The following is a 26,844-nucleotide window of genomic DNA, read 5'->3' on the forward strand; positions in this document are numbered from 1 at the left end:
GTGCCGCCGTCCGTACCGTCCCTGCCGCGACGCGTCGCACGCATACTGCGTACCTCTCTCTTCGCGCAGGTCGCCTGCGCGCTCGTGCTCGGCATCGTCGTCGGGCGGCTGTGGCCCGGGTTCGCCTCGGACCTCCAGCCGCTCGGCGACGGCTTCACCCGGCTCATCAAGACGATCATCTCGCCGCTGGTGTTCTGCGTGGTCGTCGTCGGCATCGCCAAGGCCGGTGACCTGAAGGCCTTCGGGCGGATCGGGCTCAAGGCGCTGATCTGGTTCGAGGTGGCGAGCACGCTGGCGCTGGTCATCGGACTCGTCGCCGCCAACGTCGTCCAGCCCGGTGCCGGGATGCACGTCGATCCGGCCACGCTGAGCACCAAGGCGGTCGACGCGAAGACGGGCGGCGGCTCGCTGCCCACCACGACCGAGTTCGTCCTCGACGCGCTGCCCACCAGTTTCATAGGCGCCTTCGCCGAGAACTCCCTGCTCCAGGTGCTCGTGCTGGCCTGCCTGGTGGGTGCGGCGCTGCTCCACCTCGGGCACACCAGGGTGCCGCAGGTGCTCCCCGCCGTCGAACAGGCCCAGGAGATCATCTTCGCGATCGTCGGCTTCGTGATGCGCCTCGCCCCGATCGCAGTCTTCGGCGCGATGGCCGTCCTGATCGGCCAGTACGGCCTCGGTGTCATCGAGACCTACGCCAAGCTGATCGTCCTCTGCTACGCGGCCGCCGCGCTCTTCGTCGCCCTGCTCGCCGTCGCCCTGAAGGCCCTCACCGGGCTCAGCCTCTGGAGGTTCGTCCGCTACATCCGTGAGGAGCTGCTGCTCGCGCTGGGTACCGCCTCCACGGAGTCCGTGCTGCCGCGCGTGATGCAGAAGCTGCGCAGGGCCGGCGCCCGGGACGACGCGGTAGGCCTGGTGCTGCCCACCGGCTACTCCTTCAACCTCGACGGCGCCTCGCTCTACCTCTCCATCGGCACCCTGTTCATCGCCCAGGCCGTGGGCGTCGACCTGAGCCTCGGTCAGCAGATCACCGTGGTCCTGGTGCTGATGCTCACCAGCAAGGGCATGGCCGGCATCCCCGGCTCGGCCTTCCTCGCCCTGTCCGCGACCGCCTCCTCGCTCGGGGCCATCCCGGCCGGTGCCGTCGCCCTGCTGCTGGGCGTGGACCGCATCATGGACTCGATGCGCGTCGTCACCAACCTGCTCGGCAATTGCGTCGCCGTCTTCGCGGTCTCCCGCTGGGAGGGCGCGCTGGACGTCGAGCGGGCGAAGCAGGTGCTGGGCGGTGAGGCCGAGGTCGTGACGGAGGAGCCGGCCGAGGAACTGGTGTCCGGAGGCTGACCGTACGCCGCAGCGGCTCCCCTTGCCGACGGGGAGCCGCTGCGCCGTGCCTCAGCAGTGCTTCGCCGCCGCCGGCCCGTCGACCAGCGTGTCCAGGAGTCCGCCCAGCATCTCCCGCTGCTCCGGCGAGAGCGGAGCCAGGATCTCCGCGGCCGCCGACCGCCGCGCCGCCCGCAACTCGCGCAGGGTCTCGTGCCCCTCGTCCGTGATCTCGATCCGGGTCACCCGGCGGTTCGTCGGATCCGGTACCCGGCACACCTTTCCGCTCGCCTCCAGGCCGTCGACCAGCGTCGTCACGGCGCGCGGCACCACCTCCAGGCGCTCGGCGAGGTCGGCCATGCGCGGGGGTGCCTCGTAGTGCGCCAGGGTGCGCAGCAGCCGAGACTGGGCGGGGGTGACGCCCAGATCGCGCGCCGCCAGATGGCGCTTCTGGATACGCCACACCCGGCGGGTGAGGCGCAGCAACTGCTCGGCGAGCGGGCCGTCGGGGTCGGGGGTGCTCATGCGGGAATAATAACAGGACTTTGTTCATTGTGAGCGTAGGTAACAGTGAGCTATGCTCCGTGAGTCCGTACACACCACACCCATCCGTAGGAGCCATGCCCCGAGACGAGATCAACTGGACCCCTGACGGCACCTCGGCCGGTCAACCCCGCCAGGTGCGCCGCATCCTCAAGCTCTTCCGCCCCTACCGCGGCCGGCTCGCGATCGTCGGCCTGCTGGTCGGCGCCGCCTCGCTGGTCTCGGTCGCCACCCCGTTCCTGCTCAAGGCGACCCTCGACACCGCGATCCCGCAGGGCCGCACCGGACTGCTCAGCCTGCTCGCGCTGGGCATGATCCTCAGTGCCGTCCTCACCAGCGTCTTCGGCGTCCTGCAGACGCTGATATCCACCACCGTCGGCCAGCGCGTCATGCACGACCTGCGGACCGCCGTCTACGGCCGGCTGCAGCGCATGTCGCTCGCCTTCTTCACCCGCACCCGCACCGGTGAGGTGCAGTCCCGCATCGCCAACGACATCGGCGGCATGCAGGCCACCGTGACCTCGACGGCCACCTCCCTGGTCTCCAACCTGACCAGTGTCGTCGCCACCATCGTCGCGATGATCGCCCTCGACTGGCGGCTCACCATCGTCTCGATGGTCCTGCTCCCGCTCTTCGTGTGGATCAGCCGCCGGGTCGGCAACGAGCGCAAGAAGATCACCACGCAGCGCCAGAAGCAGATGGCCGCGATGGCCGCGACGGTCACCGAGTCGCTCTCCGTCAGCGGCATCCTGCTCGGCCGCACCATGGGCCGCGCCGACTCGCTCACCGCCTCCTTCGCCGACGAGTCCGAGCAACTGGTCGACCTGGAAGTCCGGTCGAACATGGCGGGCCGCTGGCGCATGGCCGTGATCACCATCGTGATGGCCGCGATGCCCGCCGTCATCTACTGGACCGCCGGCATGGCCCTCCAGACGGGCGGCCCGCAGATCTCGCTGGGCACCATCGTCGCCTTCGTCTCCCTCCAGCAGGGCCTGTTCCGCCCCGCCGTGAGCCTGCTGGCGACCGGCGTCCAGATCCAGACCTCCCTCGCCCTCTTCCAGCGCATCTTCGAGTACCTCGACCTGCCCATCGACATCACCGAGCGCGACGAGCCGGTCCACCTCGACCGCGTGAAGGGCGAGGTCCGCTTCGAGAAGGTCGAGTTCCGGTACGACAGGGACAACGGCAAGGTGGGTCCCGTCCTCGACGGCATCGACATCACCGTCCCGGCCGGCACCGGCCTGGCCGTCGTCGGCCCCACCGGCGCGGGCAAGTCCACGCTCGGCTACCTGGTGCCCCGGCTCTACGACGTCACCGGCGGCCGGGTCACCCTGGACGGCGTCGACGTCCGGGACCTCGACTTCGACACCCTCGCCCGCGCGGTCGGCGTCGTCTCTCAGGAGACGTACCTCTTCCACGCCTCGGTCGCCGACAACCTGCGCTTCGCCAAGCCGGACGCCACCGACGAGGAGCTGCACGCGGCCGCCCGCGCGGCCCAGATACACGACCACATCGCCGCGCTGCCCGACGGCTACGACACCGTCGTCGGCGAACGCGGACACCGTTTCTCGGGCGGCGAGAAGCAGCGGCTGGCCATCGCCCGCACCATCCTGCGCGACCCGCCGGTCCTCATCCTCGACGAGGCGACCAGCGCCCTGGACACCCGCACCGAACACGCGGTCCAGGACGCCATCGACGCCCTGTCGGCCAACCGGACGACCATCACCATCGCCCACCGGCTCTCCACGATCCAAGGTGCCGACCAGATCGTCGTCCTCGACTCCGGACGGGTGGCCGAACGCGGCACCCACGAGGAACTGCTCGAACTCGACGGCCGGTACGCGGCACTGGTGCGCCGGGACGCCCGGCTGGAGACGGCAGGGGAGCCGGCACCGGAACAGGCCGGAACCGGCGAGGCGGCCCAGCGGGAGGCGGTCCTCCGGCCGGTGCGCAGGCGGGGCGACCGGGGACGCAGCCACGCGACACCGCCGGCGGGCTGAAGCCGACGGCGGGAGCCGGCCGACCGGAGCTGACCGGCCGGAGCTGACCGACCGGAGCCGGCCGACCGGAGCCGGCCGACCGGAGCCGGCCGACCGGAGCTGACCGACCGGAGCCGGCCGACCGGAGCCCGCAGGCCGAGTCGGCCGATCCACGACGCCCGCCCGCCCCGGCCGACTCACGTCGGTCGGGCATGCCGAAGCCGACACAGCGCAACCGACAAGCAGAAGATATGTCGGGTTTATGGAGATATGCGAGCTAACGTGCCCGCATGCAGATGAACACTCCGCCACGGAACCCGAGTCGACGGACGCCCGCCGGCCGAGGCGCCTCGACACGCGGCAAGTCGATCCGGCTGACCCGCCGGGGCAGGCTCGTCCTCGTCGTGACCGGCGCCGTCGTGGCCGGTGCCGCCGTGGTGGTGCCCCTGCTGTCCCTGGCCGGCGGCAGGGCCGGTACCGCCACTCTGGTCATCCCGGAGGGCTGGCGCGCGTCCCAGGTCTACGACGCCGTCGACAAGGCCCTCGCCCTCCCGGCCGGAAGCACCAAGAGCTCCGTCGGCAGCGCGGACCTGAAGCTCCCCGGCGAGGCCGGGGGCAACCCGGAGGGCTACCTCTTCCCGGCCACCTATCCCCTGGACAAGGACGCGACCCCGCAGTCGGTGCTGCGGTTCATGGTCGACACCGCCAACCAGCGGTTCGGCTGGGCGCCCGTCGCGGCCGGTGCGCAGCGCGACGCGATGAACGTCTACCAGGCGGTGACCATCGCCAGCATCGCCCAGGCCGAGGCCGCCGCCAAGGCCGACATGGGAAAGGTGGCGCGCGTCGTCCTCAACCGGCTGCAGCGCGGCATGCCGCTCCAGATGGACTCCACCCTCAACTACGCCCTCAACCGCAGCACCCTCAACACCACGGTGAACGACACCCGCGTCGAGAACCCGTACAACTCCTACCAGCGCATGGGCCTGCCGCCCACCCCGATCGACAACCCGGGCACGGACGCGATGCGTGCCGCGCTCAACCCGCCGCCGGGCAACTGGCTGTACTTCGTCACGGTCAAGCCGGGGGACACGCGGTTCACCGCCGATTTCGCCGAACACCAGCGCAACGTCGCCGACTTCAACGCCGTACAGAAAGCCAAGGGCCAGCGCTCGCCGCAGGTCACGCAGCCGCCGCGGTGAGCGGCCGGTGCGTCACGCGGCGACCGGTTCCCCGGCCAGCAGCCGCCTGATGTCCCGCACGGCGTCGCGCCCCGCGCGGTTGGCGCCGATGGTGCTGGCGGACGGGCCGTAGCCGACGAGGTGGACGCGCGGATCGGCGACCGCGCGGGTCCCCTCGACCCTGATCCCGCCGCCCGGCTCGCGCAGCCGCAGCGGCGCCAGATGGTCCAGGGCCGCCCGGAAGCCGGTGGCCCAGAGGATGACATCGGCGTCGACGTGCCGCCCGTCGTTCCACGCCACACCGTCGGACGTCACGCGGTCGAACATCGGCTGCCGGTCCAGGACCCCGTCCTCCAGGCCCTGCCGGATCGCGTCGTTGAGCGGGAGCCCGGTGACCGAGACCACGCTCCGCGGCGGCAGCCCCTGCCGTACCCGCTCCTCCACCAGCGCCACCGCGGCCCGGCCCACGCCCTCGTCGAAGGGGCCCTCGCGGAAGACCGGCGGCCGCCGGGTGACCCAGGTGGTGGCGGCCGCGTACGGGGCGAGCTCCAGCAGGTGCTGGGTGGCGGAGGCGCCACCGCCGACGACCACGACGCGCTTGCCGGCGAACTCCTCGGGACCCGCGTACTGCGCGGTGTGCAACTGGCGCCCGCGGAAGGTCTCCTGGCCCGGGTAGCGCGGCCAGAACGGCCGGTCCCAGGTGCCGGTGGCGTTGATCAGCGCCCGCGTCGACCAGTCACCGTGGTCGGTCTCCACGAGCAGCCGCCCGCCCTCGCCCTCGCGCACCGCGCGGACGTCGACCGGCCGGTGCACCCGCAGGCCGAAGGTGCGCTCGTAGTCCGCGAAGTACTCCCCGATGACCTCCGCGGACGGCCGCGCCGGGTCGGCCCCGGTCAGCTCCATGCCCGGAAGCGCATGCATCCCGTGCACCTTGCCGTACGTCAGGGACGCCCACCGGAACTGCCAGGCGCCGCCGGGTGCGGGGGAGTGGTCGAGCACCACGAAGTCGCGGTCCGGCTCGAAGCCGGTACGCCGCAGGTGATAGGCGCCGGACAGACCCGCCTGACCGGCGCCGATGACGACTACCTCGACCTCATGCGTATTGTTCACGCTTCTACCAACAGCGGGGACGGCCGTGGATCTTCCCGGGCCGGCTGCCCGTCCGCCCGTCCGGCGCATGGGCCAGGATGGAGGCATGTCGGATGCCTTCACCACACGAGAGCTCGATGTCGCCACCGGTAGCCGGGAGCGGGTCGTCGACCTGACCGGCGACTGCGGGGCCTTCCTCCGCGAGGCCGCCGCAGGCCGCGACGGACTGCTGAACATCTTCGTCCCGCACGCGACGGCCGGAATCGCCGTCCTGGAGACCGGCGCCGGCAGCGACGACGACCTGCTGGCCGCGCTGCACACCCTGCTCCCCGCCGACGACCGCTGGCAGCACCGGCACGGTAGTCCCGGCCACGGCCGCGACCACGTCCTCCCGGCGATCGTCCCCCCGCACGCCACCCTCCCGGTGATCAACGGCCGCCTGGCACTGGGCACCTGGCAGTCGGTGTGCCTGGTCGACACGAACCGGGACAATCCGCAGCGAAAGGTTCGCGTCACGTTCCTCGCGGGCTCCTGACCTACCCGGCTCGCCCGATGGAGGTGATTCAGACGGCTTCGGCGCTGAGGGTCCGGGCGACGGACCGGCGGGCCGCGATGCGGGCGGGCAGGGCGGCGAGTGCGGCGGTGGCCACCACCGCCGCGAGCGCGGCACCGAACAGCCACCAAGCCGGCGGGTAGATCGTCCCCGCGCCGCTGAAGGGCAGGCAGAAGGCGATGCCCAGGGGGACTCCGGCGAGGGCGCCGGGCACGGTGGGCAGGAGCTGTGCGGCGGACAGCCCGGCCGTGACCTGCCCGGGAGTGGCGCCGAGAGTGCGTGCGACGGCCACGGTGTGCCGTGCCTCCAGCGCCGTCGTCCAGGTGGACGTGAGGGTGTTCACGGCGGCGAGCACGACCAGCGCGGCAGCCACGGCGGCCATCGTGTGCCGGCTCTGAGCGTCCTTCAGGTTGCCCAGGTGGGGCGAGTCGATCCCGTAGCCCGCCCGGCGCTGAACGAAGATCACGAGCAGTGCCGTGAGCGTGATGACGGTGGCCGCGATGCTGCATGCCTGCAGGAACGCGCGGCCGAGCCGGCGGGCTCGGCCAGCTCCTGCTTCGGCCAGTTCACCTCCGTCAGCCAGGCGGCGACCCGCTGCTGTCCGGCCGGTGTCAGCGCGTACACCTTCCGGTCCGGTGGCCCGTCCGCTTGTTCGCGGACGACCAGTCCCGCCCGTTCCAGCCGGGCCAGGGTCACGTAGATCTGGCCCGCGTTCATCGACTCACCCAGCGGACCGAGCGCACGCCGCAGCCACTCACGCAGGTGGTAGCCGTGCGATGGCTCCTTCGCGAGCATCGCCAGCACCACGTCTTGCATGCGCCCCCCTAACGGCTGGCCAATAGACAGCGGTTAGCCGTCGCGGGAGTCAACCGGGCTGTGATCGCAAGAGAGTTGGTGCGGCGGGCAACGTTGTCGGACGGTCAGGACGCCGCGTCGAGCAGATCGACGGCGCTCTGCTGGCGGGCGGCGTCCACCTGGTCGAGCGGCCCGTACCAGCGCAGCCCGTACTGGTCGAGGGCGTTGCGGTCGCTCGCGTGGGCGCGGTCGGCCTGGCGCTTGAGGTAGGCGGTGTAAGGGTGGTCCGGGAGCACCGAGTTGAGCTTGCCGAGACCGCGTACGTCGGCGCCCTTGAAGGACGGGCCGTCGCCTCCGCAGTCGCCGCTCTCGCACGGATCGCGCAGGATGCCGTCGGCGGTGTGGAGCAGAGAGGTCGTGGTGGCGGCGTCGGCGATCTGCCGCGCGTTGGTGAGCAGTGTGCTGTCGCCCGTGGCCCGGTACAGCTCGGCGAGCGCGCCGAGGAGGACACCCTGGTTGTACGACCACACGGCCTGCCCGTTGTTGCCGCAGGTGGACAGGTCGATGCCGTCGTTGACCAGGTGCGAGCCGTTGACCATGCCGGTGCCCTGGAACCAGGTCCAGCCGGCCCGGGCCCGGCCGAGGTATGTCGTGTCGCCCTGGACGCGGTTGTGGAGAGCCGCGTTGAGCTGGATGTAGAGGGAGTTGGCGATCGCGTTCTTGTACGTCCTCGCCGTGCTCCACCACACCCCGCCGCCGCAGGTGGAGTCCCAGTAGGCGGCCATGTGGTCGGCGTCCGCGCGGGCCGTGTCCAGGTAGCGGCTGTCGCCGGTCAGGTCGTAGGCGGCGACCCAGGCGAGGCCCCACCAGCCGGTGTCGTCGATGTAGTCGTTGCGGAACTGCCCGCCCTGCGCGTTGATGTTCAGGTCGTAGGTGCGGGCGATCGCGTACCGGTAACTGCCCATGCCCGTCACGCGGATGTTGTCGATGACCGCGGTCAGGGCGTTGGCGGAGTTCCACCAGCCGGTGGTGTCGAACAGGCCGGTTCCGTAGTCGTAGAAGGTCATCAGGCCGGTGGCCGCGGCGGTGCGCGGCTCGCCCGCGTTCCAGGTGGTGCGGGCCCAGGGGGTGCACGCGATCTCGGCGCGGTCCCCGGCCTTTCCGCAGGCGCGCAGGGCGCCGACGCCGAGGTTGTTCCAGTCGTCGACGTTGTACATGAGCGTGCGCCAGCCCCGCTGGCCGGTGGGCACGCTGGTGTCGCCGAGCTTGCTGCCCGAGCTCCAGGTGCGGCCGCCGTCGAAGGAGCGGTCGAGCCACACCTCGTCGCCGGGGTTGCCGTTGTCGATGGAGGCCCAGCCCATGGCGTCGGCGTCGTCGAAGTGCAGGACGATCGACCGTGCGTAGATGCTCGCCGTGACCGGGGTGCGGTCACCCGGGGAGAGCGCGGGGTCCCGGGTGTCGCAGTACTTGTTGCAGATGGCGGCCGCCGCGCTGGTGTCGGCGGCGGACGCCGGGGGCGTGAGGGGGACGAGGACGGTGAACAGTGCCGGAGCGAGTGCCGCCGCCAGCCGGCGAAGGGTGCGGCTGACCGGTCTGCGCACGGGGAACATGGCACCTCCCTGCTTCGAGGGACGGATGTGAGAGCGCTCTCGGACGGTAGGGAAGGGGAGGGGAGGCGTCAACGTCGCTCACGGGTACGGACGTTGCACTCAGGTCCGTACCAATGTGCACTCAGGTCTGCACTAAAGGGCACCCGCCAGCACCTCGGCGGCGGCCACCCCGGAGGCGGCCGTGGCGCCGTGCGTGAAGATCTGGGCGGCCGAGGGGACGACGGTGCCCGGCAGGCCCATCTCCACGACGATCGCGTCGGGCCGGGCGGCGACGAGCTCCGCGAGGGCCTGCGCCATCCACGTGTGCCGGGCGGCGTCGCGCACCACCACGACCAGGGGCCGACCCGAGGCGGGGGCGAGGGCCCGTGTCTCCAGCGTGCCGGCGCGGGACAGCAACTCCTCGCGGCCCACCCGGACGGAGGTGGTCCCGGGCAGCCGCTCGCCCAGCGGGGCGGCCACGCCCCAGGGGGTCTCCTTCCCGATGGCCAGGTTGGTGGTGGGCACCAGCTCCACCACGTGCGGCGCGTTGACCAGGGGCAGGGCGTGCCGTACGGCTCCGGTCAGCCGGATGGCGCGGCGGGCCGCCGTGAAGCCGATGCCGTCGGCGTCCCAGACGGCGGCGCCGGCCGGCCTCAGCCCCGCCGACCAGACCGCGAACTCCCGGACGCGAAGGCTCGCCTCGGCGAGCCGCTCCTCCGGCAGCCCGCCCGCCAGGACGGCCTCCACGAGGGCGTTCACGAGCAGGCCGGCGGTGGCCTCGTCGGCGTTCTCGCCGCCGACACAGACGGCGTCCGCACCGGCGGCGACGGCCCGAACCGTGGCCCCGCCGATCCCGTACCGGCCGGTCACGGCGCCCATCTCGATGGCGTCGGTGACGATGATGCCGTCGAACCCCAGCTCCTGACGCAGCAGTTCCTCCAGGATGCGGCGGCTCAGCGTGGCGGGCAGGTCGGGGTCGTAGGCGGGGACCAGCAGATGGCCGCTCATCACCGCACGGACGCCCGCGTCGAGGGCGGCCCGGAACGGCGGCAGGGCCTGCTCGGCGATCCGGTCGCGGTCGGCCTCGTAGACGGGCAGCCCGTGGTGGGAGTCGACGGCCACGTCGCCGTGGCCGGGGAAGTGCTTGGCGCAGGCGGCGACGCCGGCCGACTGGAGTCCCCGGATCCAGGCGCCGGTGTGCCGCGCCACCACCTTGGCGTCCACGCCGAAGGACCTGACCCCGATGATCGGGTTGTCGGGGTTGGAGTTCACGTCCGCGCTCGGCGCGTAGTCGAGGCTCACCCCGGCCGCGCGCAACTGGCGGCCCAGGTCGGCGGCGACGGCCTCGGTCAGCTCGGTGTCGTCGACCGTTCCGAGTGCGAAGTTGCCCGGCCGGGTGGAGCCGGTCGCCGACTCGATCCGGGTGACGTCGCCGGCCTCCTCGTCGATCGCGATGATCAACTCCGGGTTCTCCGCGCGTAGTTGCCCGGTCAGGCGCGCCACCTGTTCGGGCGTGACGATGTTGCGGGAGAAGAGCACGACCGATGCCAGCCCGTCCCCGATCTCGCGCAGCACCCAGTCGGGGGCCTCGGTGCCCACGAACCCCGGCTGCAGGACGGAGCGCGCCAGTCGTCGCAACTCCTGGCTGTGCTTGCTGGAGACCATAGCGTGCGCCCTCCTCTTGGTACAGACCAATGCGTCTCCGTCAGGCTAACCGGACGTGTCAAGGGGGCCCGGATCGTGCCCTGTTGGCGAAACGCGCCCTCAACTGGGGTGTTTGACAGGATGAGTTGGTCTAGTCCAAGTTGGAAGTACGCGAGTTCGAAGAGGGGCTGGTGTGGCCCGTGGTGCAGTGACCCTGCCGGCACGGTCCCCTTCCCTCACTCCGCGAAGTTGGCGACCCGGTCGGGCCGCCGGTACCTGATATCGAGGTGTGGAGCACCGCATGCCCACGACTGACCGTTATCTCCATCGAGCCCCCTCGGACATCCCCTACTTCAGCTCGGACGGCGAGACCTACCTCGCCCAGACCCCCCTGCGGGACCTGACCAAGACCCGCCCGCTGCGAGTCCTCTCCGAGGAGGACCTCGCCCACTGGCAGACGTACGGCTATGTGGTGGTGAAGCAGGCCATCCCCGCCGCCTCCGCCCGCCGACTGCTCGACTTCGCCTGGGAGTTCCAGGGGCTCGACCCCGAGCGCCCGGACACCTGGTACGAGGAGCGCGAGTACCGCTCCGACCTCGACCGGGACCTGCACGTCTACGGCTTCGTCGAGGCCTACCACCACCAGCTCATCTGGGACAGCCGCCAGACCCGCCGGGTCTACGACGCGTTCGTCGACGTCTGGGACTGCGAAGAGCTGTGGGTGACGCTCGACCGGCTCAACCTCAACCCGCCCAACATCAAGAACCGTGACCGGGCTCTGATCCCGGGCACGGCCGAGGGCTTCGACATCGAGCTGCACTGGGACGTCGACACCACGCTCGGCGTCCTGCCGCAGCGGGTCCAGGGGATCATCGCCCTGACCGACACCAGGCCGGAACTGGGCGGCTTCCAGTGCTGCCCCGAGCTGTTCAAGCGGTTCGACCAGTGGAAGGCGTTCCAGCCGGAGGACCGCGACCCGATCCGGCCCAGGATCGACCGCGCCGAGTTCCCCGTGGTGCGCCCGGAGCTCGAAGCCGGCGACCTGCTGATCTTCAACGGCCTGCTGGCGCACGGCGTGGCACCGAACACCTCCGAGCAGACGGTACGCGCGGTCCAGTACCTGTCGATGATGCCGGCGCTGGAGTCCCACGACACGATCAGGCGTTCCCGGGTCGAGTCCTGGCGCACCCTCGCCACACCCGACTGGAACGCGACGCTGCTGGGCGACGCCACGCGGCACGAGTCCCTGCGGTACGGCAGGGCCACGCTCGACGAACTCGGCGCCAGACTGCTGGGCCTCACGTCCTGGAGCGGGGCGGACCTCGACGGTACGCAGCGCTCGGCCGGAGAAGAGATATGCGCCGAATCTGCCTGACCCTGCCGACCAACAGGCCCTGCGCGGCGACGATCACGGCCCTGGCCGAGGAAGCGGCCTACGCCGTCCGGCACTTCGACGCCGAGGTGCACCTCCTGATCCTGGACTCCTGCGCCGCTCCGGCCTATGCCGAACACGCCGAGGCCGTGCGCCGGATACCCGACGATCCGCGGATCGTCGTCCACCATCTCGACGAGGCACGGCAGCGGGACTTCCTGCGGATCGTGATCGACCGGTCCGCGGCCACGAAGCCCGACCTCCTGCTGGACCTGATGCTTCCCGCCGGCGTCTCCTACGGCGCCTGCACCAACCGCGCCTTCCTCCTTGCAGCCGCGCTCGGCTGCGAGTCCGTGCACCGCAGGGACTCCGACAGCCGGTACCAGGTGGTGGACGGCGAGCCGGTCTTCCCCGTCCACCACGAACTGCTCTCGCTCGGCAGGCGCGCGGCCGACGCCGCCCGCCACGTCACCGAGACCGCACTCGCCGCCGACCGCATGGACCGGCAGGTGGCCATGGTCGGCAGCTCCTTCGTCGGCGAACTGTCCGTGGACATCGGCGAGATACTCCGGATCGACCCGGACGTGTATCACGACATGGTCGGTCTGTGGGCGCCCGCGCACTGGTCGTCCGAGCAGAAGAGGGAACTCGTCGAGGAGTCCTTCCGGGGCGCGGGCACGGACGCCTTCACCACGGACCACTCCACCCTGACCCTGGTCGACCCGATGCGCGTGGACATGTGCAACATCGCCTTCCACGGCGTGCACGAACACGTGCCCCTGCCGCCGGCGACCGACACGATCGGCAGCGACTACTTCCTGATCCATCTGGTCCACGACGCCGCGCTGCCGGGCGTCCTGCACAACCGGAACATCGTCAACTTCTACACCGGCGAACGCCGGACCGACTCCGGGTTCGTCGCGTACCAGCTGCGCTTCGTCAAGTTCCTGCTGTCGATGCTCTACTTCAACTCCGTCTACGACCACATGGCCCGGGCCGGTGAGTCGCTGCTCGACGCGCAGGGGCAGGTACGCGCGTCCGTCGTGGCCCGGCTGGCCAGGGAGAGCGCGGGACTCGACCGGGGCGAGAACGTCCACCGGCTGGACGTCCTCGACACCGCGTACCGGAGCCTCGGCGGCCGGTACGCCGAGTTCGCCGACCTCCTGGGCGGGCGCCGCGAACGCCTCCTGGACGAAGCGCGCGGCGACATCGAGGACTTCGCCCTGCTCACGGAGGCGTGGGAGCCGCTGGTCGGCGCGGCCCGCCGCACCTCCGTACCCCGGACGCCCGGGCAGCAGCGGTGACGGCGGCCACGGCCCGGGCCTCCGCACCCCTGCTCGCCGCACTGGCGGGCGCCACCGAGGACGGGATCTTCTTCGACCTGGCCGGGATCCGGCGCGGCTACCACACACTGCGGCGTGAACTGCCCGGCGTCGACGTCCGGTTCGCCCTGAAGTCCTGCCCGGTGGACGAGGTGCTCGGCTGCCTGGCGAGCGAGGGCGCGGGGGTGGACGGGGCGAGCCCCGGGGAACTGGAGCAGGCGCTGCGCGCGGGCGTGCCGGTCGGCAGGACGCACTACGGCAACACCGTCAAGTCCGACCGGGACATCGCCGACGCCCACCGGCTCGGCGTCCGGGACTTCGCGACCGACAGCGTCGAGGACCTGACGGCCATAGCGGCCCACGCTCCGGGAGCCCGCGTGTTCTGCCGGCTGGCGACGAGCGGCGACGGGGCGCTGTGGGGACTGAGCAACAAGTTCGGCTGCTCGCCCGCGGACGCGGTGCGGATCCTGGAGGCGGCCCGGGGGCTGGGGCTGACACCCTCCGGTCTGTCCGTGCACGTCGGCTCCCAGCAGATGACGGCCGACGCCTGGCACAACGCCGTCGAGTGCCTGGCGGACGTCCTGGCCGCCCTGGGGCGGCGCGGGATCGTCCTGGACCACGTCAACCTCGGCGGCGGGCTGCCGGCCCTGGGCTACCTCGACCGGCACGGCCTGCCCCTGGAACCGCCGCTGGACAAGATCTTCGCCGTCATCCGCGAGGGGATGCGCCACCTCAGGAAGGTCCACGGCGAGCACCTCGCGTTCGTCATGGAGCCGGGGCGTCACCTCGTCGCCGACCACGGGGCCATCCGCGCCCACGTGGCCCGCCTGTCCGAGCGGCGCCGGCCGGACGGCGAGCGGCAGCACTGGCTCTACCTGAGCTGCGGCAAGTTCAACGGCCTCTACGAGATGGACGCGCTCCAGTACCCGCTCGTCTTCCCCACCCACCCCGACGCCGGGTCCGAGTACGTCCCGGCCGTCCTGGCGGGGCCCACCTGCGACAGCGACGACGCCTACCCGCAGGGGCACGCCCCCGTCCGCGTCCCCCGGGACCTGGCCTCCGGCGACCCCGTCTGGGTGCTCTCCAGCGGTGCCTACGCGATCAGTTACACGACCCAGGGCTTCAACGGCTTCGCCCCCCTCCCGTACACCTGCGTCGACGGAGGACACCCGTGAGCGGCGACGGCGTACGCATACGCCACATCGCCGACGCCGACTGGGACGCCATCACCGCGATGGAATCCCGGGCCTATACGGAACTCGGCCTCACGGAGGGGCGCGCGGCCCTTCGGTCCAGGGCGGACGCCTCACCGGAGACCTGTTTCGTCCTCGACGTCGGCTCCGAGCCGTCCGGGTACGTGCCGTCCGGGTACGTGCTGGCACTGCCGTATCCGCCGTTCAGATACCCGGACCTCGAACGGGCGGAGGAGGCTGCGGCCGTCCCCCCGGGCCCGCCACGCAACCTGCATCTGCACGACATCGTCGTGGCGGAGCGGCAGCGCGGCAGGGGACTGGGACAGCGTCTCCTCACCCACCTCACCCGGACCGCAGGCGCCCGCGGATTCGAACGGATCTCGCTGATCGCCGTCGGCCGCAGCGAACCGTTCTGGTCGACGCGCGGGTTCACCGCGTACCCGGGGATCTCCCCGGACGGATACGGCGCGAACGCCGTCTACATGTCCCGCCCGAACACCCCGGGCGCGCATGTCCAAGACCTCCACGTCCAAGGCGACGGCCGTGCCCACGAAGCGAGTTGATGCGCGTGTTCCCTGTCCGTGATCCCTTCCAGCGCAGCCGGGTGGCGATCGCCGCACTGTTCTGCTCCCTCGGCTTCCAGTACGCCACCTGGGCCTCCAGGATCCCTGCCGTCAAGGCGGACCTCGGGCTGACCGCGGCCGAGGTGGGGGTGCTGCTGATGGCGGCCGGTATCGGCGCCGTGGCGTCGTTCCCCCTGGTGCCGGTGCTCATGAAACGGCTGGGCTCCGCACGGCTGGCACTGCTGTCGGCCCTCTGCCTGACCCTTCTCCTCCTGGCGCTCGCGCTCGCCCCGGACTATCCGGTCGCCCTGCTGGTCATGGTGGCCGACGGCGTGTTCGTCGGGTGCCTGAACGTCGCCATGAACGCACAGGGAACGGCCCTGGAGACCCGGTACTCCCGCAATACCATGGCCCGGCTGCACGCGACGTTCAGCGCCGGCTCGCTGCTCGCCGCGCTGCTCGCCTCCGGCATGAACGCGGCCACCTCCTCGGTCACGGCGCACTTCGGCGTGGCCGCCGTCGTCCTCGTCGGGCTGGCGGCTCTGGCGCGCCCCGGTCTGCTCGAGGACGAGGCTCCCGCGGCGGAGAAGGAGAGCAGGAGCCGCACCGGGTGGAGCCTGCCGTCCCGTGTCACGCTCTGGATGTGCTGCGCCATGGCGTTCGGCACGGTGACCGAGGGCGCCATGAACGACTGGTCCGCCCTCTACCTGCGCGAAGTCGCCAAGGCGACCGCCGAGTTGGCGCCGATGGGCATCGCCGTGTTCTCCGGCATGATGGTCCTGGCCCGCCTCTTCGCGGACGGCTGGCGCAGCCGCTGGGGCGACGGCCGCGTCGTGCTGTTCGGCAGCGCCCTGGCCGCCGCCGGGCTGGCCTTCGCCCTGCTGAGCGGGGGAGTGGTGGCGGCACTCGTCGGGTTCGCCTGTGTCGGACTGGGCTGTGCGGCGGTGACCCCGTGCGTCTACGTCGCCGCGGCCAAACAAGGTTCGGAGGCGCTGGCCCTTGTCGCGGCCATGGGCACGACGGGCCTGCTGGCCGGGCCGCCGCTCATCGGGTTCGTGGCGAGTTCGAGCAGCCTGGTGTGGGGCCTCGGAGTCGTCGCCGCGGCGGCCGTCGTGGTCTCCCTGTGCAGTACGCGGATCCAGTGGACACCGGTGAGCAAGGCCGGTTCACCGATGGGACACGCCGTTCACAGTGCGGATCCCCAGGGATGAGCACCCCGTCCGATCATTCATCGGCAGCTCTTGACCGGTGGTCCTCGCCGCACGGGCAGACCAGGACGCGGCCGCCGGAGTTCGAAGACCGCAGCAGGTGCCGGCTCTGCCGGGCGACCACGATCGCCTGGCGGACCGCCTGGAGGGGATTGCGCACCAGTTCCTCCCTGAGATACAGCCAGGCAGCGCGGGCCATGAGGAGCGCGAGACCCGCCAGGCGCCGTTGGCGCAACCGGAGGTGGAGTTTCTGGGCGAGCAGCACGAGTTCGACCCTGGGCCCCTTCTCCCGGCGGCTCTTGTCGATCCCCTCGGCCAACGCCTTTTCGGCCCTGCCCAGTTGACCGGTACGGACGTAAAAGCGTGACCAGGTGCCGAAGAGCAGTGCCATGCCGTGGCTCTGCTGGCCGACCTGGTCGAAGGTCTGCTGGCTGCGCCGGAGGTGGAACTCGGCCTCCTCGGTGCTGCCGTGGTCGATCAGGACCTCCGCCATCCGCTGGTGGTAGAAGCCGTGTCCGGAGAGGTAGTCGTCCGACGTCGCCTCGGCCTCGACGTAGAGCCGCAGGGCACGGTCGAACTCGCCCCGCTCCGCCGCCGCGCGTCCCAGGAAGTGGAGGGACGAGGCGACAGGCTGGCTGGTACCGAGGCGGTCGAGCAGCGGACGCCCGAGACGGACCGACTCCTCGAAATGGTGGGCGGCTTGTACGGGGTCCGAGTAGTAGTAGGTGAGCCCGAGACTGTGCTGGTACTCCGGGCGCCACTCCGCCGCGGTTTCGTCCTCCAGCAGTTCGGCGCACTCCGCCAGCGCCTGCTGGGCTCCGCGGTAGTCACTGACATCGGTGCGGGCGCGTGACTGGGTGAGCAGTGCTCGTATGCGCTCGTCAGCGGTGCGACTGGCGGCCACCGCCCGCGTGATGAGGTCGCGTCGGGTCCGGTCGCCGTTGGCCAGGAGAGCCTCGAAGCGGGCAGCCGAGAGGAGGTGGCCCGAAACAGGTGCACCTCGCCGGTCGAGTATCTCGATGAGGGCCAGCGTGGACTGCCGAAATTCCTCGTACTCGCGGAAGCGGCTTCCCGCTCCCACGGTCAGCGAGGTCTCGAAGGCCAGAGTCAGCAAGTCGCCGATCATTTCTGCGGTGAGGGACGATTCGACCACAGCGGCACCGTTGACGAGTCGTGCAAGTCTCGGGAATCTGCCGGTGTCCGCGTACAGATCAGGCCGGCTCAAGGCACGCGCGATCCGGGGTGGATACTCGCGTCTTGCCTCGTCCAGCAGCTCTTGCTGCCAAGGCGTCAGCACGCCGGTGGCCGACTGCATGCGGTCAGCTCTGCCTCAACTGGGCTACCGGGCAAGTGTGTTCGTAGAGCAGGCTGTGGATCGAATAGCGGCGCTCACGTCCAGAGGCACGCACCAGTCCCAGACGGCAGGCGGCGGTCAGCAGGGCGTTGAACCGGCCGGTGTCCGCTGGATCGACGCTCTCCTCCAGCAGCTCCTCATAGGTCATGGCTCCGCCGCGGCCGTTGGCGCAGAAGGAGAAGATCAGCCGCCGTGCGTCCTGCCGTGCCGAGCGCTCCGCCAGCTCTTCCAGGGACTTTTCGAAGAGCCACAGCCGTACCTTCTTGCCGAGGTCGCCGGTGATCCGGCCCAGCTCGTCGATGATCTGCGGCAGGGGAAGTCCGCTGACGGCATAGCGACGGGCGATCAGTTTGATCAGGAAGGGATTCCCCTCCGTGATGTCGAAGATCGAACGCAGCTCTTCGTTGCGTGCGCCGGCGAGTTCGGAGTTGCCGTCGCGGGCCGCCAGCCGTACCAAGTTGTACGATTCCTGCTCGCCCAGTGGTGTGATGCGGATATTGCGCACGTCCAGTTCGTCTTCTGAGGCCTGCCACCGGGTGGTCGCCACGATGCGGTGCGGTCGGCGCAGCCCGAGGGCGCGTAGCTGCTCGATCACTTCGTCGGCGGCATGCACGACTTCCAGGTTGTCGACGACCACCAGGAGGCGGGCTTCGGGGAGCTGGGTCTCGATGTGAGTGCGGAGTTCGTCTTCCCAGAGTGCCTGGGCGGCCGGGAGCGCGCAGTCCAGTTGCCGGGCGATGATGCGCAGCAGGTCGTGCCAGTAGATCGAGTTGACCGAAATCTCGCTGACGTTGGCCGCGGAGAAACGGGTGTTCCTGGCGGAGGCCCAGACGAGGTGGGTGAATCCGCTGTGTGCGGCGACTCGCTGCACGGCCGCATACGTGATCGCGGTCTTGCCGAGTCCCCCCTCGCCCCAGACGGCCACCGCCGACCTGGCAGTGGCGCCGGTGTCCTCGATGGCGGTGGCGACATCGTCGATCACCTTGTCGACGTGGATGAGCTGGTCGGGTTCGATGAGCGCGTAACGCTCCCACGAGGTCAGGGACCGGTGCTTCACCTGGTTCACCGTGCCGACGGGCGGACCGGCGGTCATGTCCGGGGGAGCGTCCGCTCGGCCGGGAGCCGCAGACCCGGGACGTTCGTGAAGCGCCAGCAGCTTGGCCTTCAGATGCCGGTAGGAACTGTCCGCGGTGGTCTTCGGGCGGATGATCGTCTTGTGATCACCCGGGAGAACTCCCCAGTCGGGAAAGACGCTGTGGGCCGACGCCTCGGTGACGATTCCGTCCACCTCGCCTGCGTAGCTGGCGATAGGGATGGGCCAACTGCCGGCGCCCGCCTCGGTGGCGTGGACAACGCGGTTGATGACCGTCTGATGGGCACGGGACACGGCGGCGTTGAGTGGACGCAGTTCGGGTTCTTGGGGGTTCCAGCTCAACAGTCCGCTGCGCCGAAGGCTGAGCGCCAGCTGGGAGCCTGTGTTGGGACAGGAGAACATCACGATCTGACTGATCCTGCGCAGGCGGTGTCCCTGTGCGTCGCTGAGGGTGCGGTGCAGATAGCGCTGGACGATCAGGCCCCCCTGGCTGTGGGTGACAAGGACCAGGCGGGGGAACTCGGAAGCTTCGACGTCGATGAAGCCGGCCAGCATGCCGCTGATGGAGTCGTAGGTCGGCACTTTCCGCAGCGGGCGAATCTGGGCGCGGGGCGTGGAGTAACGAAACAGCAGCGGTGTGACGAAGTCCAGCTCAGGATCGTTGTCGATCAGATCGACGAAATCTTTCCATGCTTTGGGGCTCGACATGAACCCGTGCACGAAGATCAGGCCGATCATGTCGTCGCTTGTCGCCATGCAGATCTCCGTCTCCACCGCGGGTCGTCTGTTCGCATGAGAGCCCGACTCAGATTACGGCGGAATGCACGGGATTCTGACGGTGATGGTCAATCAACTCGCGTCGCGGGAGAAGAGCGTGCCCGCGGGCACCCGCCTCGTGGGCGGGCACCGGTCACGACGGTTTGCGCCACACCGAGATGTGCTTCGTGGCGTCCTGGGTGAACGGCGAGCCGTCCCAGTCGGCCACCCGGCGCTCCAGCGCGAGGCCCGCGATCCGGGCCATCAGGTCCAGCTCCGCGGGCCACGCGTACCGGTGCCGGGACGCGTCCCGGCGGTAGCGGCCGTCCTCGCCGTCGCGGGTGAGGTGGTGCGAGACGAGGATCTGCTCGACCAGGTCGAAGGTGTCGAAGCCGAGGTGGCCCGCGGAGACGTCGAACGGCACCGCGACCTGGCCGGGCGGCAGCAGCCGCAGCGGCGGCACCCCCAGTTCGATCACGAACCGGCCGCCGGGCCGCAGATGCCGGGCCGCGTTGCGGAAGCACTCGACCTGCTCGTCCTGGGTGAGCAGGTTCGAGATCGTGTTGTAGACGAGGTAGACCAGGGCGAACTCACCGGACACCGTGGCGGTGGCCATGTCCCCGACCACGACCGGCAGGGTCTCCTCGTCGGTCTTCCGCCGCAGGACCGCCACCATGTGCTCGGAGAACTCGATGCCCGCCACCGGCACCCCGCGTTCCCGGAGCGGGACACCGACCCGTCCCGTGCCGATGGCGAACTCCAACGCCCGCCCGTCTCCGGCGAGTTCGGCGAGGAAATCGACGGTCGGACCGAGTACCGCGGCCGAGGACATCTCGTTCTCCTCGCCGTCGTAGCGGTCGGCTTCCGCCTGGCTCCACAGCTCACTGGTCGTCACGGGCGGCCACTGTGCCGGGCGGACGGCGGCGCTGTCCACCGGATTTGCCGGTCGCCGGCCGTCGGCCGGCCCGGGCCGGATCGGGCGTCGGAACCAGCCCCAGCCGCTGGGCGTGCAGCACCGTGCCGAGGCGGTCGCGGGTGCCGAACTTGCGGTAGATGTTCTCGACGTGCTTGTGCACCGTGCGCGCCGAGATGCCCAGCCGACGGCCGATCGCGTCGGCGGTCAGGGCGTCGGTGAGCAGGAGGAGAACGGTGAGCTCCCGGGGCGTCAGCGCACAGTCCGCCGCGCTCTCTTCCGCCTCGCCGGGCGTCGCGGACAACCGGCGCCACTGTTCCAGGAGCCGGCGCTGCTGCTCGACGGCGGCCAGCAGGGGCTGTGCGCGCTCGGCGATCCGCACGTGGTCGTCGGTGAAGTCCGTACCGGAGCGGTAGACCAGGCAGCCCGTGATCGGTGCGACCGTGCCGGGCAGCGGGAGCGCCAGCACCTCCTTCAGGTCCAGGCTGTCACCGAGCACCCGCGCGGTCTCGCTCACCGGCCAGGCCCGGCCCGCCAGCCGACGGGCCGTCACCGGTGTACGGCCGAGGCCGGCCGCGTAGTGGTGGGCGAACGGGTAGCCGGACCGCAGCACCCCCAGCGCCTCGTCGCCGAGCCGGTCCAAGGCGTCGGCGGCAGCGGGTGACAGGCCGAGCGTGCCCTTGCCCTCGCTCCAGTCGTCGAGTTTGTAGATCAGCGTCTCCCCGCCGCACAGGCCGGTCACGGCGTCGGCCAGCAGTGGCCAGAGCCGTTCGGGCTCGCGTTCGTTGAGCGCGGCGACGGCCAGTTCGGTGAGGCGTTCGTAGGCCCTGTCCAGCCCGTGTACCACGTGTTCCTCTCCGCTCGTGCCCTACGCAGTTATACGCATACCCAGGCGACGGCCGGGTGTCGCATGCTTCAACCGGGCGCCGACACCGGATGGGACGAGTCCGGTCACGCGGGCCGCCGGCACGGGGGAGCGGCGGCCCGCATCCGGGTCGTCGCCGTGCCCGGTCATCCGCCCCAGGCGGCCGCGCAGAGCACCCGGTCGACCTCCTCCGTGTAGCGCCCCGCGGCCAGCCAGGCCCGGGCGAAGCGGCCGGTGTCCGCCGGAAGGAGACGGCCGAAGGCGTCGCGCGAGCGTTCGGCGGCCGCGGCGAGCAACTCGTCGAGGATATCGCCGGCCGTGCCCAGACCGTGCCGGTGCAGACGCCGGGCGTCGGCCGCGGAGTCTCCCGGGAAGGCCAGCACGCGCCGCCCGCCCGCAGCCGCCTGCTCGATCCGGCGGCGCAGCAGGTGCAGGGGCGCCTCGTCGGGCGCGAGCACCGCGTCGATCGGCGCAGACGGTGAGGGAGCCGGGGCGGGCGCCGAGGGGGGAGACGAAGGGGGATGCGGCGACGCCGGAGCCGGCAGGTCCGCGTGCTGGAGCCGGTCCAGCCCCAGGTCGATACGGCTCCCCGCGCTCTTGGGGTGCTCCGTCGCGAGGAGCTGGGCGCGGGCGTGCGGGGCCGCGGTGAGGCGTGCGATCACCCGCAGCCTGCTGCCCCGCGCGGCGGCCAGCAGGCGCAGGTTGTCGCGGTGCGGGAGCGCCGGATGGTCGTGCGCCGCCGTCAGCCGCAACGGCACACCGCCGCAGTCGGCCAGCAGACAGTCGCCCGCCGCCTCGCGCACCGCGCCGACCAGCGTCACCTCCAGGAAAAGCAGATCGTGCCCGCCGCCCAGGGCACGCCCGACCTGCTCGGCCACGGGCACCGCCCACAACCGGTCCAGCGGTTCGGCCCGCCAGTCCGCCCCGGACGCGCGCACCGCCCGTACCCCCGCGCCCGCCCCCAGCCGGCCGGTCGGCGACACCGTCGCCCCCGACACCGCGAGCCCCGCCCGAGCCAACTCGCGGTGCGTGAGCGCCGTGTCCCCGATGCGTACGGCCCGGTCGGCGGCGCCCACCGCCCGGCCCGCGCCGCCCGGCGCCACGTCCGAGACCGTGTACAGCCGCCCCTCGGCGTCGCCGGTCCAGGTCACGGCCCCCGCGTAGCCGCTCGCGGTGAGCACCGGCTCCGAGAACAGGCCGTACAGCCGCAGCGAACCGTCCGGCGTGTACGGCTGCCGTACCGTGCCGCGCAGTCCGGCCAGTTCGGCGCCCATGGCGTACGGGACACGGTGGGCCACGGACAGGGCCTCCGACACGGCGCTGACGAGTTCGGCGAGCCGGAACGCGGGATCGGCCGCGCGGGCCGCGCGCAACGCGGTGACCACGGAGACCGCCGCCGCGGCCGCCCGGGGCAGACCCGCGAGGCGCGCGGTGTGCGCGGCACGCAGCAACTCCGCCTGGAGCACGGCACCGGAACCGTCCGTACCGGCGTCGAGCACGGCGGCCACGGCGTCGAAAACGGCGTGCGCGGCGCTGCGCTGCGGAGGCGTCGCCGACTGATCGGGAACGGATGCCTCACCGGAGCCCGAGAGGGACGTCGGCTGCTCGGCGGTCTCCGCGCCCCCGGTACTCACCGCGCCTTCTGCGCTCTGCGCGGTCCCCGTGCTCGCAGCGCCGGCCGACCCGCTCTCCGTCCTCCCGGCGGCCTCCGCCATGTCGGCCACCGGCGCCGCCGAGGCCGCCGCCGCGCGGTGCAGGCAGTCCGGGGCCAGCAGGCAGCCGCAGCGGATGGCCGCCGCGTCGGCCACGACACCCCCGGGGGCGTGCAGTTCGAGCTCGGAGCCCTCGTCGTCGACGGTGACGCGGACGGTGTCGCCGTCGCGCACGACCGGCCGGTCCGCCAGCTTGGCGATGCCCGCGTCCAGCCGCCTGCGCAACCGGGGCGAGAGGGCCGCGACCAGCTCGGCGGTCACGGCCGGGGCGACGGCGGGCAGTTCCCGTTCCGTGCTCATGCGATCTTCTCCCCTACCCAGCGGGCGAGTTCGAGCGGGCTGAGGGCGGCGACCGGCATCCCGGCGGCGACCAGCTGACCCGCGATCCCGGTGGAGTAGCGGGGGCGCCCCGAGTCGTCGAGGCTCGCACAGCCCAGGACCTGGCAGCCCGCCCCGACCAGCGCCCGGACCTCGGCGAGCAGTCCGCCGACCGGATATCCCTCCTCGAAGTCGCTCACCACGACCACGAGCGTGCGGGAGGGCACGGTCACCAGCTCGCGCGCGTGCCGCAGCCCGGCCGCGATATGGGTGCCGCCGCCGACGCTCACCTCGAGCAGCAGCGACAGCGGGTCGTCGACGTGCCCGGTGAGGTCGATGACCTCGGTGGAGAACGCGAGGAAATGCGTGGACAGGGTCGGCACCCCGGCCAGCACCGAGGCGGTCAGCGCCGCCCAGATCGTCGACGCCTCCATGGACCCGGACACGTCCGTGACCAGGATCAGCCGCCAGTCGGCGGCGCGCCGGGCCCGGGTCCGGAAGACCGGGCGCTCCGGGACCACCCGGACCGTGCCGTCCGCCGCCCGGCGGGCGGTGGCCAGGTTGGCCCGCAGTGTGCGCGGCAGGTCCAGGCCGCCGCCGGGGCGCCGGCTCGGCCGGGGCAGGGCGGTACCGTGCAGCGCGGGGCGCAGCCGGGTCGCCAGCTCCCGGGTCAGCGCGTCCACCAGGCGCCGGACCAGCGGGCGGAGCGCGGCCAGCCGGGCCTCGGGCAGTCCGCCCGCGTGCCGCAGGACCGACCGCAGCAGGTCCACGGAGGGCCGCACACTGTCCGGATCCAGCTCCGCCAGCACGTCCTGCCGTCCCGTCGCGGCAGCCGCCGCCAGGACCTCCTCCCGGATGCCCGGCCCGAACAGCGCCGCCAGTTCCTCCGACCACTCCCGCACCCCGGGATACGACGCCTCGCGTCCGCCGCCCGTGCCGCCGAGGTCACCCCGGCTGCCCTCGCCGCGCCCGCGGCCGTACAGCTCGTCCAGTGCGGTCGCCAGGGCCCGTGCCGACTTCGGGAGTTGATCGGCGCGTCGGCCGAGCAGCAGACGCCAGCGGTCGGCGGGGGCCAGCCGACGGTCCGGCAGGGCCGCGGGGGCGTGGGCCGGTTCGGCCTCCTGGTGCGTCCGCGGCGGTGGCAGCAGGCCGAGCGTGCGCAGGGTTTCGCGGGCGGTGAGGTCCGCGCGGGTCCAGGTGGCCAGCGCGGCCGGGTCGACCGCGCCGGTGTCGGCAATCCGGTCGACGCCGAGCCGCTCCTCGACCCCGGTCAGCAGACGCTCGCGGTCGGCCGGACTCAGCGTGTCGAAACCACCGCGCAGGGCCGGCAACCGATCCAGGAAGTCCTGGTCGGACAGGTCCGACACCCGCACGGCCAAGGGCTCCAATGCCGGTGCGGCCGCCTCCAGCAGCCGCCCGGCGGCCGTCAGCAGGCCCGTCAGCCGGGCGGTGAGCGCCGACCGCGACTCGGCGTCGACCGCCCCGTCCACCCAGGAGGCGACCAGACCGCCGAACGCCGCCGGATCCTCCTGGCCGAGCAGGACGCGAACGGCTCCGGCGGCGCCCCGCATCAACGGAGAGCCGTCGGCGGCCAGCCGGGCCAGGGCGTCGGCGAGCCGGATGCCGCCCGACAGGTCGGCGCGGTGCGCGAGTTCGAGCAGGGCGTGGGCGTCGGCCGGATCCTCGGAACCGGTCAGGCCGTCGACCTGGCGCACCGCGGCCGCCGTCAGCAGCCCGGCCACGTCGACGGCCCTGGCCGTACGGTCCTCGTCCGCGTCGAGACCGGCGAGGTGCCCGGTCCGCAGCCGGTCCAACAGGGCCAGCCCGGTGAGGAGTTCGGGCAGGGTACCGGCGTCCGGGAGCACCTCGGCGGTGTCGCCGAGCCGTTCCTCGACGAGGCCCGGCAGGCCGCAGAGTGCCGCCTGCTCCAGGCCGTCGAGCACCTGCGCCGCCGTCGGGCCACCGGCGTCCCGCTCCCTGCGGCTCCGCTCGCGCAGCAGGCCCTCGGCCGCCTGGGCAGGGGTGACCCCACGGACACCGGCCGCGGTCAGCATCGCGGCGGTCGCCGGGGTCCAGCGCACCTCCCAGCGCGAGGTGAGAGCGTCGGCCCCGCCGGTCCCGGTCACCGACCTGGGCTCGGCGTACGGCACGGAGCACAACGCCAGGCGGTGCAGCAGCAGTTCGCGGCGCCGGTCGAGATCGGAGCGGAGGGGATCGAGCCGCAGGTCCCGGGCGGCGCCGGGGCCGCCGTCCGCGGGGCCGGGCAGGCCGAGTTCGGCGAGCTCGGCCTCGACGGCGGGGGCGAGACCGCTGCGGGGCGCCTTCGGCGCGGGACGGCCGACGCGGGTGCCGACCAGTACGTTCTCCATCGCCCTGGCGACGGCTCGGCCGCGACCGTACGGCTCGCCCTGTGCCAGCACGGTCTGCGTCGCCTCGACCAACTCGCCGCGGCCCGCGGCGGGGAGGTTGCGGAGGCGGGCGAGGTCTCCGGCGAGGCGGGCGATCTCGCGGGCGTCGGCGGGGCCGGAGGGGTGACCGAGGGTGCGGAGTTCGGCGCAGATGCGGACGGCCGCACGAGTCAGCATGTCCGTCAAAGTGCAGGGTTCACCGGCCGCTTCGAGGACCATGTGCTGCCACTCGGGGTCGCGGATGCCGGCGGGGTAGCCGGAACGCTCGTCCAGGAGGGCGTAGGTGTACGGGATGAGGGAGGTTGTCCATGCGGGTGCGGGTGCGGGTGCGGGTGCGGGTGCGGGTGGGTGGGGGCTGGTCGCGCCCACGCGGCGGTAGCCGCACATCGAATGCAGCCCCGCGCCCCTGACGGGGCGCAGCAGTGCCGGGATGTGGAAGGCGCCGACCACTGCGGCTGCTCGCTCACCGTTCTTCGTGGCCGCGGCCAGCTGAGAACACATCCACTCCTCCCGCCGCAGATCCACCTCCGACACGGCCGACTCCTCCCGCAGCGCCCACCCCGTCAGCAGTGCGGCCCGCCGCAGTGCCTCCGGTGTCGAACCGGGCGCGGCGGCCTCGACGAGGCGGTCCCAGAGGTCGTCGCCAGGCCGGCCGGTGAGCCGGGAACGCAGGGCGCCGGACAGCCGACCCGGCCCCTGCGGAACACGCTCCCCTTCCCGCCAACCCCGATCCGCCAGCGGCAGATCGCAGGCGACCACCGGCACCCCGCTCCGCCCGGCCCACCGCACCGCCGCCAGTTCCGGGGAGAAGTCGGCGAACGGATAGAACGCCGGGCCGCCGCTGCCGTCCGCCGGGGCCGCCGCGAGGGCCACGGGGGCCCGGGTCTCCTCGTGGGCCAGCCACGGCAGCCAGTCCTGCAGCTCCGCGGGCAGTTCGACGAGCAGCACGTCCGGGTTCGCCGCGTCCAGCAGGGCCGGGACGGCGGCGGCCAGCGAGGGTGCGTGGTGCCGTACGCCGATCAGGTAAGGCCCCGCCGGGTCGGTGAGAGCGGCCAGGGCCGCCTCGGGGGAGTCGGGCAC

The 26,844-nt window shown here is 72.1% G+C and carries 21 protein-coding genes; 9 read left to right on the forward strand and 12 right to left on the reverse strand.

Translation table 11 applies throughout. The features are described 5' to 3' along the window. A complete protein-coding gene (locus ABT137_RS19675; protein ID WP_351710450.1) occupies nt 1-1,338 on the forward strand; it encodes a cation:dicarboxylate symporter family transporter in 1,338 nt (445 codons plus the stop codon). 51 nt (nt 1,339-1,389) lie between these two features. On the opposite strand, the gene ABT137_RS19680 is transcribed toward ABT137_RS19675, so the two are convergent. Further along, complete coding sequence (locus tag ABT137_RS19680) at nt 1,390-1,842, reverse strand: MarR family winged helix-turn-helix transcriptional regulator (RefSeq protein ID WP_351710452.1); 453 nt, start codon at nt 1,840-1,842, stop codon at nt 1,390-1,392. 95 nt (nt 1,843-1,937) lie between these two features. Here ABT137_RS19680 and ABT137_RS19685 point away from each other — a divergent pair, with 95 nt between their 5' ends. Together ABT137_RS19685 and mltG are read left to right on the forward strand one after the other, a co-directional pair. Next, on the forward strand, nt 1,938-3,860 hold the full coding sequence (locus ABT137_RS19685; RefSeq protein WP_351710454.1) for an ABC transporter ATP-binding protein: 1,923 nt from the start codon (nt 1,938-1,940) through the stop codon (nt 3,858-3,860). Between the two features lie 269 nt (nt 3,861-4,129). Next, on the forward strand, nt 4,130-5,038 hold the full coding sequence (mltG, locus tag ABT137_RS19690; RefSeq protein ID WP_351710455.1) for an endolytic transglycosylase MltG: 909 nt from the start codon (nt 4,130-4,132) through the stop codon (nt 5,036-5,038). A 12-nt stretch (nt 5,039-5,050) separates the two neighbouring features. On the opposite strand, the gene ABT137_RS19695 is transcribed toward mltG, so the two are convergent. Then, nucleotides 5,051-6,127, reverse strand: a complete 1,077-nt coding sequence (locus ABT137_RS19695; RefSeq protein ID WP_351710457.1) for an NAD(P)-binding domain-containing protein — start codon at nt 6,125-6,127, stop codon at nt 5,051-5,053. A gap of 85 nt (nt 6,128-6,212) precedes the next feature. Here ABT137_RS19695 and ABT137_RS19700 point away from each other — a divergent pair, with 85 nt between their 5' ends. Next, nucleotides 6,213-6,641, forward strand: coding sequence for a secondary thiamine-phosphate synthase enzyme YjbQ (locus ABT137_RS19700; protein WP_351710459.1), 429 nt, complete (start codon nt 6,213-6,215; stop codon nt 6,639-6,641). A 28-nt stretch (nt 6,642-6,669) separates the two neighbouring features. Here ABT137_RS19700 and ABT137_RS19705 read toward each other — a convergent pair whose 3' ends face one another. The 4 genes from ABT137_RS19705 to ABT137_RS19720 all read right to left on the reverse strand — a co-directional run bounded on the left by ABT137_RS19705 (nt 6,670) and on the right by ABT137_RS19720 (nt 10,708). Beyond that, the gene (locus tag ABT137_RS19705; protein WP_351710461.1) at nt 6,670-7,125 is read right to left on the reverse strand and encodes an FtsX-like permease family protein; all 456 of its coding nucleotides are present in this window, start codon (nt 7,123-7,125) and stop codon (nt 6,670-6,672) included. After that, nucleotides 7,122-7,475, reverse strand: a complete 354-nt coding sequence (locus ABT137_RS19710; RefSeq protein WP_351710463.1) for a PadR family transcriptional regulator — start codon at nt 7,473-7,475, stop codon at nt 7,122-7,124. Before ABT137_RS19710 ends, ABT137_RS19705 begins: the two co-directional genes overlap by 4 nt. 104 nt (nt 7,476-7,579) lie before the next feature. After that, on the reverse strand, nt 7,580-9,064 hold the full coding sequence (locus ABT137_RS19715) for a glycoside hydrolase family 76 protein (protein WP_502984544.1): 1,485 nt from the start codon (nt 9,062-9,064) through the stop codon (nt 7,580-7,582). Nucleotides 9,065-9,196: 132 nt separating this feature from the next. Then, on the reverse strand, nt 9,197-10,708 hold the full coding sequence (locus ABT137_RS19720; RefSeq protein WP_351710465.1) for a glycoside hydrolase family 3 protein: 1,512 nt from the start codon (nt 10,706-10,708) through the stop codon (nt 9,197-9,199). 280 nt (nt 10,709-10,988) lie between these two features. Here ABT137_RS19720 and ABT137_RS19725 point away from each other — a divergent pair, with 280 nt between their 5' ends. Genes ABT137_RS19725 through ABT137_RS19745 form a run of 5 tightly spaced genes read left to right on the forward strand, consistent with a single transcriptional unit; the run spans nt 10,989 to nt 16,348 of the window. Further along, entirely contained in the window at nt 10,989-12,062 is a 1,074-nt protein-coding gene (locus ABT137_RS19725; RefSeq protein ID WP_351710467.1) for a phytanoyl-CoA dioxygenase family protein, read from the forward strand. Further along, nucleotides 12,044-13,363: a DUF6271 family protein gene (locus ABT137_RS19730; RefSeq protein ID WP_351710469.1), complete on the forward strand. Its 1,320-nt coding sequence runs from the start codon at nt 12,044-12,046 to the stop codon at nt 13,361-13,363. Before ABT137_RS19725 ends, ABT137_RS19730 begins: the two co-directional genes overlap by 19 nt. After that, nucleotides 13,360-14,556, forward strand: coding sequence for a type III PLP-dependent enzyme (locus ABT137_RS19735; protein ID WP_351710471.1), 1,197 nt, complete (start codon nt 13,360-13,362; stop codon nt 14,554-14,556). The genes ABT137_RS19730 and ABT137_RS19735 overlap by 4 nt, the downstream gene beginning before the upstream one ends. 59 nt (nt 14,557-14,615) lie before the next feature. Further along, on the forward strand, nt 14,616-15,137 hold the full coding sequence (locus ABT137_RS19740) for a GNAT family N-acetyltransferase (protein WP_502984546.1): 522 nt from the start codon (nt 14,616-14,618) through the stop codon (nt 15,135-15,137). Beyond that, nucleotides 15,137-16,348: an MFS transporter gene (locus ABT137_RS19745; RefSeq protein ID WP_502984545.1), complete on the forward strand. Its 1,212-nt coding sequence runs from the start codon at nt 15,137-15,139 to the stop codon at nt 16,346-16,348. The genes ABT137_RS19740 and ABT137_RS19745 overlap by 1 nt, the downstream gene beginning before the upstream one ends. Before the next feature lie 13 nt (nt 16,349-16,361). On the opposite strand, the gene ABT137_RS19750 is transcribed toward ABT137_RS19745, so the two are convergent. The 6 genes from ABT137_RS19750 to ABT137_RS19775 all read right to left on the reverse strand — a co-directional run bounded on the left by ABT137_RS19750 (nt 16,362) and on the right by ABT137_RS19775 (nt 26,844). Next, nucleotides 16,362-17,498: a tetratricopeptide repeat protein gene (locus ABT137_RS19750; RefSeq protein WP_351710475.1), complete on the reverse strand. Its 1,137-nt coding sequence runs from the start codon at nt 17,496-17,498 to the stop codon at nt 16,362-16,364. Nucleotides 17,499-17,664: 166 nt separating this feature from the next. Next, a complete protein-coding gene (locus tag ABT137_RS19755) occupies nt 17,665-19,548 on the reverse strand; it encodes an esterase/lipase family protein (RefSeq protein WP_351710477.1) in 1,884 nt (627 codons plus the stop codon). 154 nt (nt 19,549-19,702) lie between these two features. Continuing rightward, complete coding sequence (locus ABT137_RS19760) at nt 19,703-20,443, reverse strand: class I SAM-dependent DNA methyltransferase (protein WP_351710479.1); 741 nt, start codon at nt 20,441-20,443, stop codon at nt 19,703-19,705. Next, on the reverse strand, nt 20,430-21,308 hold the full coding sequence (locus ABT137_RS19765; protein WP_351710481.1) for a helix-turn-helix transcriptional regulator: 879 nt from the start codon (nt 21,306-21,308) through the stop codon (nt 20,430-20,432). The genes ABT137_RS19760 and ABT137_RS19765 overlap by 14 nt, the downstream gene beginning before the upstream one ends. A gap of 164 nt (nt 21,309-21,472) precedes the next feature. Continuing rightward, a complete protein-coding gene (locus tag ABT137_RS19770; RefSeq protein ID WP_351710483.1) occupies nt 21,473-23,338 on the reverse strand; it encodes a hypothetical protein in 1,866 nt (621 codons plus the stop codon). Further along, complete coding sequence (locus tag ABT137_RS19775) at nt 23,335-26,844, reverse strand: vWA domain-containing protein (RefSeq protein ID WP_351710485.1); 3,510 nt, start codon at nt 26,842-26,844, stop codon at nt 23,335-23,337. The genes ABT137_RS19770 and ABT137_RS19775 overlap by 4 nt, the downstream gene beginning before the upstream one ends.

The sequence above is a fragment of the Streptomyces sp. NPDC001980 genome (genome assembly GCF_040296885.1).
Lineage (GTDB): Bacteria > Actinomycetota > Actinomycetes > Streptomycetales > Streptomycetaceae > Streptomyces.